This is a genomic window from Pigmentibacter sp. JX0631 (assembly GCF_029873255.1).
Classification (GTDB): Bacteria; Bdellovibrionota_B; Oligoflexia; order Silvanigrellales; family Silvanigrellaceae; genus Silvanigrella.
In genome coordinates this window covers 1,799,061-1,814,631 of record NZ_CP123622.1, presented here as the reverse complement: position 1 = coordinate 1,814,631, position 15,571 = coordinate 1,799,061, and the positions used below count along the sequence as shown (strand labels likewise).

15 protein-coding genes are annotated in these 15,571 nt (G+C 29.3%); 12 read left to right on the top strand and 3 right to left on the bottom strand.

Features of this window, described 5'->3' with window-relative positions; translation table 11 throughout:
* Positions 1-75: 75 nt before the first annotated feature.
* From QEJ31_RS07965 to QEJ31_RS07930, 8 genes are all read left to right on the top strand, one after another.
* Positions 76-885 (top strand): hypothetical protein, encoded by an 810-nt coding sequence (locus tag QEJ31_RS07965; protein ID WP_280593254.1) that lies wholly within the window; start codon positions 76-78, stop codon positions 883-885.
* A 50-nt stretch (positions 886-935) separates the two neighbouring features.
* Positions 936-2,051 carry a thioredoxin domain-containing protein gene (locus QEJ31_RS07960; RefSeq protein WP_280593253.1) on the top strand — a complete coding sequence of 372 codons (1,116 nt, stop codon included), beginning with the start codon at positions 936-938 and terminating at the stop codon, positions 2,049-2,051.
* A 79-nt stretch (positions 2,052-2,130) separates the two neighbouring features.
* Positions 2,131-2,907 (top strand): enoyl-CoA hydratase-related protein, encoded by a 777-nt coding sequence (locus QEJ31_RS07955; RefSeq protein ID WP_280593252.1) that lies wholly within the window; start codon positions 2,131-2,133, stop codon positions 2,905-2,907.
* Between the two features lie 13 nt (positions 2,908-2,920).
* Complete coding sequence (locus QEJ31_RS07950; protein WP_280593251.1) at positions 2,921-3,259, top strand: 2Fe-2S iron-sulfur cluster-binding protein; 339 nt, start codon at positions 2,921-2,923, stop codon at positions 3,257-3,259.
* Positions 3,260-3,292: 33 nt separating this feature from the next.
* Entirely contained in the window at positions 3,293-4,249 is a 957-nt protein-coding gene (locus tag QEJ31_RS07945) for a S1 family peptidase (RefSeq protein WP_280593250.1), read from the top strand.
* Between the two features lie 118 nt (positions 4,250-4,367).
* Positions 4,368-4,745 (top strand): hypothetical protein, encoded by a 378-nt coding sequence (locus QEJ31_RS07940; RefSeq protein WP_280593249.1) that lies wholly within the window; start codon positions 4,368-4,370, stop codon positions 4,743-4,745.
* A 283-nt stretch (positions 4,746-5,028) separates the two neighbouring features.
* Positions 5,029-6,246 carry a hypothetical protein gene (locus QEJ31_RS07935; RefSeq protein WP_280593248.1) on the top strand — a complete coding sequence of 406 codons (1,218 nt, stop codon included), beginning with the start codon at positions 5,029-5,031 and terminating at the stop codon, positions 6,244-6,246.
* A 283-nt stretch (positions 6,247-6,529) separates the two neighbouring features.
* A complete protein-coding gene (locus QEJ31_RS07930) occupies positions 6,530-7,258 on the top strand; it encodes a transporter substrate-binding domain-containing protein (protein WP_280593247.1) in 729 nt (242 codons plus the stop codon).
* Between the two features lie 14 nt (positions 7,259-7,272).
* On the opposite strand, the gene QEJ31_RS07925 is transcribed toward QEJ31_RS07930, so the two are convergent.
* From QEJ31_RS07925 to QEJ31_RS07915, 3 genes are all read right to left on the bottom strand, one after another.
* The gene (locus QEJ31_RS07925) at positions 7,273-8,226 is read right to left on the bottom strand and encodes a COX15/CtaA family protein (RefSeq protein ID WP_280593246.1); all 954 of its coding nucleotides are present in this window, start codon (positions 8,224-8,226) and stop codon (positions 7,273-7,275) included.
* A 92-nt stretch (positions 8,227-8,318) separates the two neighbouring features.
* Entirely contained in the window at positions 8,319-8,816 is a 498-nt protein-coding gene (locus QEJ31_RS07920; RefSeq protein WP_280593245.1) for a hypothetical protein, read from the bottom strand.
* A gap of 37 nt (positions 8,817-8,853) precedes the next feature.
* On the bottom strand, positions 8,854-9,291 hold the full coding sequence (locus QEJ31_RS07915; protein ID WP_280593244.1) for a polymer-forming cytoskeletal protein: 438 nt from the start codon (positions 9,289-9,291) through the stop codon (positions 8,854-8,856).
* A gap of 116 nt (positions 9,292-9,407) precedes the next feature.
* Here QEJ31_RS07915 and QEJ31_RS07910 point away from each other — a divergent pair, with 116 nt between their 5' ends.
* The 4 genes from QEJ31_RS07910 to QEJ31_RS07895 all read left to right on the top strand — a co-directional run bounded on the left by QEJ31_RS07910 (position 9,408) and on the right by QEJ31_RS07895 (position 15,565).
* Positions 9,408-10,124: a hypothetical protein gene (locus tag QEJ31_RS07910; protein ID WP_280593243.1), complete on the top strand. Its 717-nt coding sequence runs from the start codon at positions 9,408-9,410 to the stop codon at positions 10,122-10,124.
* Positions 10,125-10,169: 45 nt separating this feature from the next.
* The gene (locus QEJ31_RS07905) at positions 10,170-11,669 is read left to right on the top strand and encodes a penicillin-binding transpeptidase domain-containing protein (protein ID WP_280593242.1); all 1,500 of its coding nucleotides are present in this window, start codon (positions 10,170-10,172) and stop codon (positions 11,667-11,669) included.
* Positions 11,670-11,740: 71 nt separating this feature from the next.
* Positions 11,741-14,608, top strand: a complete 2,868-nt coding sequence (locus QEJ31_RS07900; protein ID WP_280593241.1) for a DEAD/DEAH box helicase — start codon at positions 11,741-11,743, stop codon at positions 14,606-14,608.
* A 321-nt stretch (positions 14,609-14,929) separates the two neighbouring features.
* The gene (locus tag QEJ31_RS07895) at positions 14,930-15,565 is read left to right on the top strand and encodes a hypothetical protein (RefSeq protein WP_280593240.1); all 636 of its coding nucleotides are present in this window, start codon (positions 14,930-14,932) and stop codon (positions 15,563-15,565) included.
* Positions 15,566-15,571: the final 6 nt, after the last annotated feature.

Here is a 15,571-nt window from a genome sequence, read left to right as displayed (position 1 = left end):
CCTTTCTTTTATTTACAGCTCTCCTAAAAAAATATAGTCTTAACCGCATATGATTAGAAGTTTTTAGGAGAACATATGTTAAAAAATAAATTCATTAAAAGATTTTTTTTATTATTCGTATCTTTATTTATTGTTTTTCCTTCACATAGTGATGAAAAATCTACTAATAAAGAAATAGTAAATAATGAAGCTCAAGATTTAATTTCTGAAAAATTTTTAGACTCTCTTTGGAATAATAGAGAAAACACTGACGGTGAAAATCAAATTTATCTTTTCCTCAGTAAAGAAACTCCAATCCCAAAAGAATTTAACATAGCATGGAAAGTAGCTAGATTAGTTTATTTTTATGGAAATTTTACTCTTTCTGAAGCTACTCCAAAATTAGATAAAATAAAATTATTTAAATATGGATACGAAGCAGGAAAAATAGCAAAAGAATTGGAACCTAAGAAGGTTGAAGGATACTACTGGTATGCAATTAATTTAGGGTCTTATGGTCTATCGAAAGGAATTTTCTCTGCTTTAAGTAACGCAAAACCAGGAAGAGATGCTTTGCTTGAAGCAGCAAAGATTGACCCAAAATACCAATGGTGTGGTCCATTAAGGATTCTTGGCAGATATTATCAGGAAGTTCCCGGAGGATTAATTTCTTTTGGAGACAAAAAAATTGCTGAAGATTATTTTAATCAGGCAATTCAAACTTGTCCGGAGTTTCGCTTAAATACAATGTATCTTGGAATTTTGAAGAAAAAATCTGGAGATAAAACAATTGCTTTAGAATTGTTTAAAAAAGCTCAAACCTTACCAGAAGTAGACGGTAAAAATGAAGAAAAGCGATATTCTAAAGAACTTGCTGAAAATATTAAAAGTGTGCAAAATATGTGAATGATGCTTAATTAAGGGTTAAGTATGAATTTTGCTTTAAAGGAGTTTATATGTCTTCAGGAAAGTTTATTATAGGTGGTATTTTTATTGCTGCAGCAGTTGTTGGCTCAATACCTTTATTTTTTCATGATTATAAAAAGATGTCGAACAGCTTAACTGGGCAAACCTCGTTTACATCTACAATAAGCAACAATGTTTCAAAGGTTTCATCAGCATCTGATGTTCTTGGTAAATATAATGGAGTCACTTTAAAGCGCTCAGATTTAACAACTCAAGAAATGCAGTCATTGTTTGATGCTGAAAGTCAATCATATAAAGCTATAGAAAATATATTAGCTAAAAGATATTTTGATAAAATTATTAAAGATTATATGAAAAATAAAGGCGTTTCAAATACTAATGCAGCTGAACAAATGTTTATTCAAGAAAAATCAAATATTTCTCCAGAACAAATCAAGCAATTTATTAAAGAAAACTCTGAAAATCCACAATTAAAAGGAAAAACTCCCGAGCAACAAGAGGCTTTGGTTAAGCCTTACTTACAAAATCAAGCTGCAGGAAGTTACTTTCGCGGTTTAATTTCACAAGCAATTAGTAAAGGTGAAATTGAAGTTACAGGCGCAAGTAAACCAGCTACTCCTAAAATTAATGTTGATATAAGTAATGCTCCATTTAAGGGTTCAGCAAATGCTCCAATCACTATCGTTGAATTTGCAGATTTTCAATGCCCTTATTGCGCTTCAGCACAGCCAGTAGTTGAAGAAGTTCTAAAACAATACAAAGATAAAATAAAATTTGTCTTTAAAAATTATCCATTAGTTCAAATTCATCCTGAAGCTATTCCTGCTGCTATCGCAGCAGAATGCGCAAATAAACAAGGAAAGTATTGGCAAATGCATGATGGATTGTTTGAAAACCATAAAAAATTAAATGAGGAAACTTACTTATCATTAGCACAAAAAATAGGTCTTAAAATTGATGATTTTAATAACTGCAGAAAAGATCAAGCAATCCATGATAAAATTAATGCGGACATTGAATATGGACAAAGTTTAGGAATCAATGCTACTCCTGCATTCTATATTAATGGAATTCAACTAATGGGATCCTTGCCTAAATCAGAATTTGAAAAGGTAATTAATAACGAATTATCTGAGAAGAATTAAATAAAAGTTTGCTGAAATTATTTATCTAGAGTAAATAGTCTACAGGTAAGACCTGTAGCTTTTTTTAGGAGATAATTTTATGTACGATAAATTAACAGAACTAGAAATTAATGGAAAAAAAGCCACTTTAAAAATAAACCGCCCAAATCAATTAAATGCTTTAAATAAACAAGTCATTAAAGAAATATACGATCACTGTTTGTTACTTAAGGAAAACAATGAAGTCAAAGTTTTAGTAGTTTGTGGTGCTGGCGATAAAGCTTTTGTTGCAGGTGCTGATATTAAAGAAATGTTAGAATTTACATCTGCAAAAGAAGCAAGCGAGTTTTCACAATATGCGGCAAATATCTTCGGCACTCTTGAAAATCTTCCACAAATTACCATTGCGCAAGTTCAAGGATTTGCTTTAGGAGGAGGTTTAGAATTAGCTCTTGCTTGTGATTTAATTGTAGCTTCAGAAAAAGCAAAATTTGGATTACCTGAAGTTACTCTGGGCCTAATACCCGGGTTTTCTGGAACCCAAAGACTAGCGAAAAGAATTGGAGTAGCAAAAACGATTGAATGGATATCTACTGCGCATAAATATTCTGCACAAGAAGCATTTCAAGCTGGGCTTTTAAATCACGTGACAAAACATGAAGAACTTTCAATATTCACAAATGATATAACTGACAAAATTTTAAAAAATGCTCCAACAGCCTTAAAAATTGCAAAAAAAGTTGTTAAGTTTGGGAGTGTAAGTAGCTTTAAAGAAGGTTGTCTTTTAGAATCTGTAGAATTCGGTTTACTTTTTAATACTCCTGAAGCAAAAGAAGGATTGGCAGCTTTTATTGAGAAAAGAGCCCCAAATTTTTAATGCTGAAAGTTTTATGATGGAAAACTCTTCAACAAACGACTTAGCTAAAATAGTAAAAATTTCTTTGATGAATAAGTCTGGTGAAATTTTTGATGAATTTAACATCCGATCTGGTTCAAATTTATGGGTTTTTCTTCGGAAACGAGGAGTACCAATAGGTGCAGCTTGTTCAGGAGTTGGCGTTTGTGGAGCCTGTAATGTTAAAATCATTCAAATGAAGTCAGAATCATTGTCTATTCAAAATAATTTTGAAAAAGAAACTTTACAAAAAAATAATAAGGCGCAAAACGAGCGTCTAGCTTGTTTAACTAGAGTTTTCCAAGATATCACTCTTCAAGCTGAATATTGGTAACTAATACTTTTGTTTGCTCAGGATGACAATTCTATGAAACGTCTTTTGCTTCTCTCCTGTTGTTCATTTTTTCTTTTTTCTTCTTGCAAAGAGCAAAAAGAGGAGAAAAAAGTAGTTTATACTTGTAGTGATTTATACGCTGATTTTGATCAATCTGCTTCTAATAAAATCCATAATGGATGTGAAAATAATATTGAGGATGTAGCAGGGTCAAAATCCTCTGTTTATATCTCGCTAGAATATTTCGGTAACGACCCAGGATTTTGTACTGGAGTAGCAATTTCTGATAAAACAATTCTTACAGCAGCACATTGTTTTGAAACTATTCCAGATAGAATTGAGATTAGTAATCCAAAAAATAGCTCTCAAAGAATATCTGGAAAATTTATAGCCAACAAATTATTTACCAAAAACCCATTTAATAAAGACGATCAATATTCAAGTTACGTACCAATTGGTGATATTGCAATAATCAAAACAACTGATTCTCTTACAAAAATAAATATCTTACCCGCAAAGATTGCTACCAAATATCAAATAGGAGAACGGATAATTACCATTGGCTTTGGTCGAAGTAATGAAAACAACGAAAATAGTGGCAATATCAAGCGTTGGACTGTAACTGAAATATTTAAACCTAACAAAAAAGTTGAATTAAATGTCGAACAACTTAATCATTATAATAAACCTGCTTATAAATACGAAATTAATCGTTCTATAATAAATGATGTAGGTGATACATTTATCACAACAAAGCGCTTATTAGGACAAACTTGTAACGGTGATTCCGGAGGCGGACATTTTAATAAGAAAGGTGAAGTTTTAACTGTCACTCAAGGAATAAATACTAACGTCTCTGGACTCCAAGCTGTTCCTGATAAAAATGATGGATGCATGGTTCAAGATGCTGTAACTACTTATATTTATCCATATTTAGATTGGATCAAAGCAAACTTAAGTCCTGGTGAAAAAATTGAAACAACTGAATAATTTATAGATATCGAACCTTTCTTTTAAAATATTTCTTGTTTGAAATTTATTTTGGTTGATTGTAAAGTTTTTTTGTACTGTTATTTTTATCAACCATTAAGAATGAAGTTATGTAAATATGAAAAAATTTTTTCTAGTTGCCTTTTTAGGACTATCTAACACTGTTTCATATGCTTTAAATCAGGTAAACCAAATTAAAAAAGAGGAGTTTTATCAAACTATGAATTCCTCTGTAGAATCAATTGATGATTCTATAATTCAAAACTTCTATCTTAATTACATTCATAATACACAAGAAAAAAATGTTGTTGAAACAAATATATTTTGCCCTGACTTGAGTTACTGTACTGTTGCTACAAAAAATAATAATGAGGCATTAAACTCTACTTATTTTATAGAAGGATATTATCAAGTAAAAAGTAATTTATTTGTTTTCAAAGTTTTAGAAGAAAATGCCTATAAATCTGAAGTCCGATATTATCAAATACGAAATTAAAAAAATTATTTAATTGTAATTTTATTTTTAAAAATTGTATTATTTTTTTTATAATTTAAAATCTCACATAACTTTCATATTCATAAACTACTTGAAAAAAAGAATCCCCTAAGGTAGCTTTTATTGGCATTTTGATTTATTTTTTTGTGAGAAATAACATATGGTTAAAAGTATAACAACACTTTTTGATAAATATAAATTTTTTATTTTCTTTTTTCTTATAATTATTTTCAAGCAGCACATAAGATTTTCCCAACCTGGTTTTTGGGGAGAAGATGGTTACATGTTCCTTAAAAACTCTATTGAGCATGGTTTCTCATCCATTATTTTACCATATTCTGGTTATTTTCAGGTTTTACCACAAATTTTATCTTATTTTTCATACAAAATAACTATAGAGTATTATCCTTATATAACTTTGATAGAGTGTTCAGCATTATTTTCTTTTGCCTTGCATATAATAATGAAAAATGAATTCCTTTGGATCACACAAAACAAAATTATTAGCTTGATTATTTCAATTTCCTTTCTTTTTCTTCCAGGACAAACTGATTTTTTAGGAAATTTTGCAAACTTGCATTCTGTACTTTTCTTATGTTGTGTTCTTCTGCTGTTTTATGATTTAAACAAAAAATATTCACTAAGACATTTCTTATTTTTTTTATTTGCAGGCCTTAGTGCTGGTGAATTATGTACTATACTACCTCTTTTAATGATAAGAATTTATCTTATTAAAAAGCAACATTTGATTGACTTTAAAAATAAAATTAAACAGCATTTAATTTTATTGAATATCGTGATATTTAGTACTCTAATAAATTCTTATGCATATATTACAAATTCTCATGATGTTTGGACTCAAGGCGAAGCAGGTTTAGAAGCAAAAATAGAATTTGTAAGACAATTTTTCCCAAATCGATTTCTATATTCCATATTTAACAGAATGTTTTTAATTCCTATTTTTGGCGACCAATATACTTTCTATTTAAATCAAGTTTGGCAAACGGTTTTATGGTTAGGTTTTGCATTTACTGTATTATTCTCTTATTTTGTATATAAAACTTGGTCAAAAAACCAATATTTAATTATATTTTCAGGTATTTTTACTTATATTATTCTTATCTTAATGACTTGTTTAGTTCGCAAGGGAACTTGGAATACGGGATGGTTCGGCCTTATCAATGAACCTTCTTTATTTAATTCACGATATTTATTTCTTTTAATACCAGTTTCTATTATATCCATTTATACTATATTATTTAGATTCTTAAATAAAAAATTACAAAGTAAATATGCTTATGCGATAATATTTATTCTTTTCTTAAATTTTATATTCCAAAACAGATATAATTTTTTTACTTTACCATTCGATAACAATTCATCTATTGAGTTATGGAATAATACAGCTAAAGAAATTAAATATTATCAAGAAACAAAAACCACTGGACAAGTTCAAGTTTCTCAAGGTAAATCTAAATTCGTAATAGTTATAAAGAATTAACTATTTTTAAGTAAATGTTGATGAGTTGGTTCTGCCAATCCATTGGTAGCTCCTTTGTTACCTTTTTTCCAAAAATTGTTTAGCAAATTGGAACTATTTCTTCAATCCTCGCATTACTTTTCTCAACTCTTTACTGGCATCATTTGTATATTTTACAAATTCTAGTAATATTCGTATTCAAGGTGAAGGAAATAAAAAGAAAAAATATTTAGTATGTCAAATTTTAATCTTTTTATGACTGAGTATTTTCTGCTATTATTATAAAAACAAAAAGAATTAGGTCATGTTTATAAAAATACTTCACTTCCTAAATTTAACAATTATATTTAACTTCAACTTGAACTGTTATGGATTAAATATCCTTTCTGACAACTCTCAATATCCTTGGATCTTTAAAAATAAAGAAAATCTAACTGAAGGTATTTCTTATGAAATTGTAAAACTTATCCTAAAAAAGACTAAAATAAATTATAATCTGGATTTTTTCCCGTGGCCTAGAGCAATTCACTTAGCGTTAATAAATCATAATACTTGTATTTTCCCAACAGGAAGAAATAGTAAAAGAGAAAATTCTTTTTATTGGACAGGTATAGTTGGCAGTAATGCTTTATCAATATTTTCTTTACAAAATAGTAAAATTTATTTAAAAACATTACATGAAGCAAAAAAATATGAAATTGGAGTAAATATTGATTCTATAATTTCTGAAAAACTAAAAAATGAAAATTTTAGTAACTTAAAAGAGGTCACAGAAAATTCTAGAATGTTCAAAATGCTCGCTTCGAATAGGCTAGATTTAATAGCAATGAACAGATCTGAAGCTTTAAAAACTGCTGCTAGTTTAAACATTAAAATTAAAGAAATTTTACAATTTGGATCTTCTATACAATATTTAGCATGTAATAAAAATACTGACTCACAAATTATCCAAAAAATTACAGATGAATTTATTAAAAAGGAGACAATAATAAGTATTGATAATATTTATAAAAAATATGGAGTTAGGAAATAAGGCTAACCAATCTTTCAATTTTTAATTAAACCTAATTCACCCTCATTTTGAACACATTCTTTTGATAAAACCTCACTGTAAAATAAAACACAAGCTATCCAAGTTAAATCAGCGAGAAATAGATGTACCATTTGCATCCAAACAGGAGCTAATAGAAAGATATTTACAAAACCAGATAATATTTGAACAATAAAAATAGTTACAATATAGTATAACATTTTCTTTTGCGTTTTAGATGAATTTTTATTTGTTAAAAACCAAGCTGTAAATACAGTAAATATTGAAATTAAAATTGCTAAAATAGGATGTACAACACGCAAAGATTTCAAAAAATGCTCTGCTTGATAAAAATCACTAACCAAACCTTCTCCTACATAATTTGGTTTAAACAATGTATCACCTAAAGCAGTAATTGCTCCTGTCATACCAATAAAAAACATTCCAATTATTATTAATGATGCTGGAAAAATTCTTCTATCACTAATTCTAAATTTCCAAACATTTACAAATCCAGATGACCATGCAGCCGTTAATGCTATTGATGCTATTAATATAAAAGTAGCAACCAAATGCAAAGACATAACAACCGTCCGTAAAATGGAGGAATTAGCTGCTACTAAACCAAATATTACGAGCCCAGCACCTAATAGTGCTTCAAAAACAACAAAACAAAAGGCAACAGAAGCAGATTTTCTAATAGGATCGCCTTTTTTAGAAACTCTAAAAGCCCAAAACAAAAGTACTATAGAGCCAATTCCTAAAACTCCACTAGATACCCTGTGGGTATATTCTATTACCGTATGAATTGTTGATAGATTCGGAACAACTTGACCATTACACAAAGGCCAATGCTCACCACAACCAGCACCAGACCCTGTTGCGCGTACATACGCTCCACCTAATACGGCGTAAAAATTATACCACAAGAAAAACCATGCAAATCTTGAAAAATACTTAATATTCTGCATTTTAACATCCAAAAATTAAAAAATAAAAACCTTAAATATATTATTTAAGATAATACTAAAAAGCAATGAAAGAGGCGGGTTGTTCATAATTATTAACTAGTTTTTAATAAATCATCTATCATACCATCAACATCACCTTGATCTAATTTTTTATTTCTTGGATCAGGCAAGGAAGAAATTAATTTTAAAAAATTTCTATATATTTCATCTTCTTCAGATGAAAATTGTTTTCTTCTTAAGTCTCTATGTAAAAAGGAGTGCAAAATTTCTCCACCTTTTCTTACAGCAAATAATGGATTTGGATATAATTTTTCATTTTTAGTAAGATATTCTTGATTAAATGCGCAATTCATCCAATTTGAAATTTCAACAATTGCATTTCTATATTGATTTTCTGATTCAAATTGCGCTGCACTCATAATACTATTTATTAAATTAGAAATAGTTGCAAAAGATTTTTCATCAGGTAACGGATTTATTTTTTCAGGTTCATATTTCCCTAGCATAGCCAATATTAATCGAATTCTATGTTTTGATTCACTATAAATGTCTTTTATTGAGTCTTTAGTTTCTTGTTTCTCAGAATTCAAAAATATTCTCCTTAAGATGGGATAAATATCTTATCAATTAACTTACTACTGCTAAAGTAACATCATCTTTAACATGTCTTGGAGGATCTAAACAAGACAATTTACCTAATAATTTTGCACCTTCTTCTACTATTAATTTATATGAAGCAATCTCTCCTTGCACACGCGCTGTCGGTGTTAATCTTAGAAGCTCGGCAGCTTTAATTGTCCCTTCAAAAACGCCGCTTACCTCAATGACCACTCCTTGTATTTCACCTTTAATCAGTGCAGATTCTTCAATTATTAAGACATCTTCAGAAATGATAGTCCCTTCAATATGTCCAGCTAGTCTCGCTTCACCTTTTAAGATTACCTTACCTTGAAAAAATGTCTGGCTTCCAAGGAGAGAAAAAGGGACGCCTTTAAATTTTTTAGATACATTTTCAATACTTTGTGTGGATGACATAACTTTTAATTCCTTAGCTTTAGCAAACACCTTATTTTCTCCAAAAAATTATTTTTTAAACTTTTTAAACACTAAAATAGTTCGTATTATAAAAGTATAAAAATTAATAAATGATTGTTAGATACTAATTGTAGTAGGACAAGGATATGACAACTAAAGCATTTATTGCAGCTAAAAAACTATTCGATTCGTTACCTTTAACCTATATTATTCCAAAGGAACGGAAAAACACTATTCTCAGACACAATACTTTTTCTAAAAGAAAAAATACATGCTCTTGTGATGAAGATTTATCAGAAATTGTAAAAATACCTAATATATATCCTATTTTTACGACAGCAGGAAAACTGGGACATGGGTATTACTCCTCAATTCCTGTTACTTATGTAGCATGGAGCAATCCTTCACAACTGATTCCCATTATAGAAGTTATAGAGATACCAATATTATATACTAGTATGATATTTAAAGAAAAAGAAAAGGAGATTATTGACAAAAGTTTAAGTTTTACTGGCCAAAGTCTTATTATTCAAGCAAAAAAAAATATTTTTCCTATTGATTTTAATATCCTAAGCATAATTAGATGCCTCGCTTTAAATAAAATTATAGAATATAGTAAGAATAATGCTATAATCTATCTTTCGATCTTCGAAGAAATGCCGAAAATATTATATGGCAATAGTGTCACAGATGTTAAAGAAAGGCTTTCAAATCTGAATAACTCCAACAACTTTGGTATTTATCACTCAAAACGCGTTGTACCTATAGTTCGAAAAGGTGAATTAGAAACGAGCACCTTGCATTGTTGGACGATTACGAAGCAAGATTTGAATTCTCAGCTAGGTATAGATGAAAAAAGGTAAATGTGTGTTACAATTTTCAATAAGAATTAGTCTGAGGAAATTCTAATGAAATTTGTTATCAAAAAATATATAAAATTATTATTTATCACTGCTATATCTATAATATTCTGTGATTTAATTTCTATTGAGGCTTCTGCTCAAAACAAAAATGTAACAATTTTATACTCACAGAATGGTAAAAAAATTAAAGGCAAAGCAAAAAGTAAAAATAGAAAAATTGGAAAAGGAAAAAAAAGAAGAGTTAGAGAAGAAAACTTCGCTCGTACTGATGCTAAAACTCTTTATGTTACAGCTCAACCTGTTCTTTTTTCTGCCTATAATGGTTCTTCATTAATTAATCAAAATCGGTTTAATCAAGCACCTATTAAAGTAAAAGCCTTTACTGATCCAAGAGAAGCATTAAATAATAATGGAGTAGCTTTTAGCACACCATTTGGACAAATTGATTGGCCTGAGGTCGCCTCAAAAATATTTTTCAAAAATGGGAAAACATATTCTTATTTTAAAGGCTATAAATTAGAATTAACAATAGACCAGCAATTGCAAGACGCTGCTGAAAAATATTTAACTCATACAAAAATTTTAACAGGATCTACTGCCATTATTGATCCAAAAACTGGAAAAATTTTAGCTTTGTCGCAGAATGGAGGAAATAGAAATGCAATTATTTCAGTTTCTTCAAGAGCACCAGCGGCAAGTCTAATGAAAATTGTAACAGCTTCAGCAGCTATTGAAAAAAGAAATCTAAATCCTTATGATGAAATATCTTTTCGCGGGGGTTGTGGTAATCTAAGAAATGGAAATTGGCTCGCTGATCCAGCTCGTGATAACCAACACTTAACTTTTGCAAAAGCTTTTGGCTCAAGCTGTAACACTGCTTTTGCTAGAATAGCACTTTATGATGTTGGACTTTCATCTTTAAAATATTATGCTGAACGATTTATGTTTAATAAACCGATACCCAGTGATGTAAAACTTCAAACTAGTATGTTTCTATTACCAGATCCAGACACCGCAACACCTCAAGAAGTTGCTGAAGCAGGAGCTGGATTTGGAGCTACGAAACTCAATCCTGTGCATGCTGCTTTACTGTCTGCGGCTATTAACAACAAAGGAATCATGATGGCTCCATATCTTGTAGAAGCTGCTTTTAATACTGAAGGGAAAGAAGTCTACAGAGCAAAACCAATTCAAATTGGTAAAATAGTTTCACCACAAACTGCTTTAAAAGTTGAAACTCTTATGTTAGCTACAATTGCTACTGGGACAAGTAGAAGGACATTTCACAAAGCTGGAACTAGAGCAGATGCTGATGAAATTGGTGGTAAAACAGGTACTCTTCTTGATCCAGAAAATAGAGATGTTTTATACACTTGGTTTAGCGGTATTGCGCCTCTAAATAGTCCCAACAGTATTGCTATCGGAACAGTAATCGCAAGCCCACAAAACTGGGTTATACGTGCAAGCTCTGTAGCACAAACTACACTTGCGGATTATCTTAAACTTGAAAGAAGTGATGGAAGAGTCGCAAGTAGAAATAACTAATTATATTTCCCATTAATTTAATTTTTAAAAAGAATTCGTTCTTTTTAAAAAAATTTTTAGACAGAATAAAAATGGCTTCTAATTCATTTATAGATTTTGTATTTTCTCAATTTCAAGGAAACAACTGGCAAAATGGTATTTCCATATATCGTTCTGGTGGTATTCATAATTTTCAATCATTTGGCGAATTATTAAGTTGCAGAGTTAAAGCTGGCATAGGTGAAAATTACGAAGTAAGACTCAAAATTCATGCTCAAGGAAGATTTGTACAATGGATGGAATGTACTTGCCAAGCAAATAGAAGAAGAGCTGAAAAATGCCAACATATCGCTGCTTTTTGTATATATCTTGATCAAGAAAAAAAATCTTTACTCCAAAAGTTAAATTTTAGCGCTGGAGATTCTGATTCTCATTTAAATTCAATTCAGCAAAATCCTTTTACACCACAAAAAGCTGATAATAAGAAAAATCTATACAGTAACGAAGAAAAATGGGAAATAATTAACGATGCTAAACAAATTCTCGAGAGTAGTAATTTAGAAAATGTATTCTCTTCTAACGTAACTGAGTTAGTATCTATAGATTTAGATAAAGAAGAGCCTTGGTTAAATGCCATAGTTCAAATTGAAAATACAAAAAAAATAAATTACCGATTTGGCATTGATGATACTTGTAAACTTTTATTTAATGATAAATATATTGAAAAATCATCCGCTAAAGTTAAAAAATTAATTACACATAATGTTGTTGCAAAAAGATATTTTAATGTTAAAGGAAACGGTAAAACAGGTTTTACCATTGAAAAATATATAGCTATTATAAAAGATGGCAAAATTATTAAAAAGCTATCTATTTCCGATTTAAACCAAACTTTTGTTGGTAAATCTGGATTGTTTATAAAGAAAATTGGTTATATACCATATGTAGATAAAATGAATAATACTCAAATATCTAGATGGAATGAATATCCGAAAGTGGGACTCGTTTCAGGCGATACTGCTGCAAGTCTTTTAGAAAACGATTTTTCAAGACTCAAAGAAACTGCCGACATTGTCCTAAATGAAAGTTTATCTAAGATAAAAGTTTTTAAAAAAATTACAATACCAGAATTTACTCTTTCAAAATCTTTAGATGGTTCAATTCTAGTAGATGCTAAATTTAGCTCTAATTTAGAAAATGAAAAAAACAATTTTGATAATTCTGGTTCTCTAATTCAAATTCTTAAAGCTAGAGCAGAAGGAAAACAATATCTAGAAACTGAAAAAGGATTTATTAAAATAACATCCGAGTTGGATTGGTTAAAAAATAAAGTTCAAGAAGATGGACAACTTAAATTATCTACATTGGAATTTGTTAAATTTCACGAACAATTTGGTTCAGAAAGTAAAGTAAAAGGAAAACCTGCTGTAATTGAAAAAATAAGAGCTGGATTAATATCAAGAGAAACTTTATCATTACCTTCTCTTAAGGAAACAAATTTAAAATTACGCCCCTATCAAGAAGATGGTTTAAGATGGCTTTGGTGGTTGTACAATAATCAATTAGGTGGATTACTTGCTGATGAAATGGGTCTAGGAAAAACTCACCAGGCAATGGGATTAATTTCTAGCATTACGCATAATGAACAAAATTCAATCTCTTTAATTGTTTGTCCCACTAGCGTTATAGATCATTGGCTCGATAAAATGGCAAAGTATATACCAAATATTAACAGTCTCTGTTTTCATGGGCCAAATAGAAAAAATCACCTATTAAAAATTGAAAAAAATAAAAGCCATCACTACGCATTTGTAACAAGTTATGGAATTTTACTAAGAGATATCCAAATTTTAATGCAATTTAAATGGAATTTAGTAATTTTAGATGAAGCTCATCTTGTTAAAAATCAAAGTACAAGAACATATAAGGCTGCATGTAAAATCAATAGTAACATGCGCCTATGTCTAACAGGAACTCCTTTAGAAAACGATCTATTAGAATTAAAGAATTTATTTGATTATATAGCGCCTAATTATTTAGGTACCGACGGAGAATTTAAAAAGAAATATATGATCAGTAGTGAAGACGTTGATCCTATTTCTGATGTAGAATTACATAGATTAATACATCCTTTTAAAATGCGAAGAAATAAAATGGATGTATTAACTGATTTGCCAGAAAAAGTTGAAGATATTCGTTATTGCCATTTAAATTCAGAGCAAAAACGTCTATATAATGAAGCTTTAAATTTAAAAGGCAAGAAAATTATTGATGACTTACAAAATGAAAAAAATCCTATTCCTTATATCCATATTTTTAGTTTAATAAGTTTACTAAAACAAATTTGTAACGATCCTAGTATCATTGATTCTCAATATAACAATATCGGAAGTGGTAAATTACAAGTTTTTGATGAATTATTAGGAGAGGCCTTAGAAAGTAATCAAAAAGTCGTTGTATTCTCACAATATGCAAAAATGGTTCATAAATTATCTGAACGCTTATCCTTGCAAGGTGTTAAACATGTCACTCTTACAGGACAATCGGTAAACAGAGGAAATATAGTCAAAGAGTTTCAAGAAAATGATGATGTTAAAGTATTTATTGGCTCATTACTCGCTGGCGGTACTGGTATTGATCTAACTTCAGCAAGTGTTGTTATCCATTTTGATCGATGGTGGAATGCAGCAAAAGAAAATCAAGCTACAGATAGAATTCATAGAATTGGTCAAATTAGAAATGTACAAGTTTATAAATTGGTTACTAAAGGAACTCTAGAAGAAAGAATAGATGAAATTATCAGTAGGAAAAAAATTATTTTTGAACGATTTATTGAGCAAGACGAAGAAGTATTTAAAAATCTTTCACGTGAAGATCTTTTACAACTTCTTAAAGCACCTGTTGATAATAGTGAAATTGATATTCAAGATGATGATAGTTACGAAGTATACAATATTTAGGGAATTAATACCAAAAACATGACAAAATAATATTACCCACCCCCCGTGTACTTAGTGAAGCTTTTACTTAGTGCGTCTCGAAGGCTTTGATGTGCAAATAAATGTACCACCCTCTTACTATATGAGTTAAAAAAACATTATTATCTTAAATTATTTTGGTATCCTTAAAGTGATAACAGCGAGTTAAGAACAAAATTGTTATGGTAAGCTATTTTAATTTACTTTAACAATTTTTTATATAATTGATATATAGATATTTTTAAAAATAGATAAAAATATCTAATTCTCTAAAAAATACTTTTAATAAAAAGGAGTTATAATATGAAATTAAGTAATAAATATTTTTGTACTCTATTATCAATTACATTGATTTCCCAATCTTTTTATTCATGCAAAAATTCATCAAATGAGAGAAATAAAAATGCTGTAACCATTCAAAATAAAAAGAATATTGATGGAGTAGAAGTATATAAATCAATTGTATATGGCCATGGAAAGGTTGCTGACCAAATTGATGAAATTCGTTTGAATCATCATATTAATAATTTAAATTTATCTGATAATGAAAAAGAAAAAATATATAAGCAAACCGAAAAACAAATAGAATACATAAAAAAGCAAGACCCTTTATTTTTTAGCAAGATTGAAGACTCAATAAAAGAAAAAAATATTTATTCTTTGGATGATTTAATATATAATAGTAAAAAATATATTAAAGAAAATGAAGAATTACAAGAAAATTCATTTAGTCAAAGTAGCGCAGAGAACTGTTCCTTTGCTGGATTAGTTTGCGTTGCAGGAGCTGCTGTTTATGTTGCTGTTGTAGCTGTTCATACTGTAGGTGTAGCTCACGCAGTAGCACGTTGGAATTGGGTAGGATATTCTCAAGACGAAAATAATAATTCTTTAAGATACAAAAAAATTCTCTCAGATATAATTACAACATACGGAAATTAAAATTAA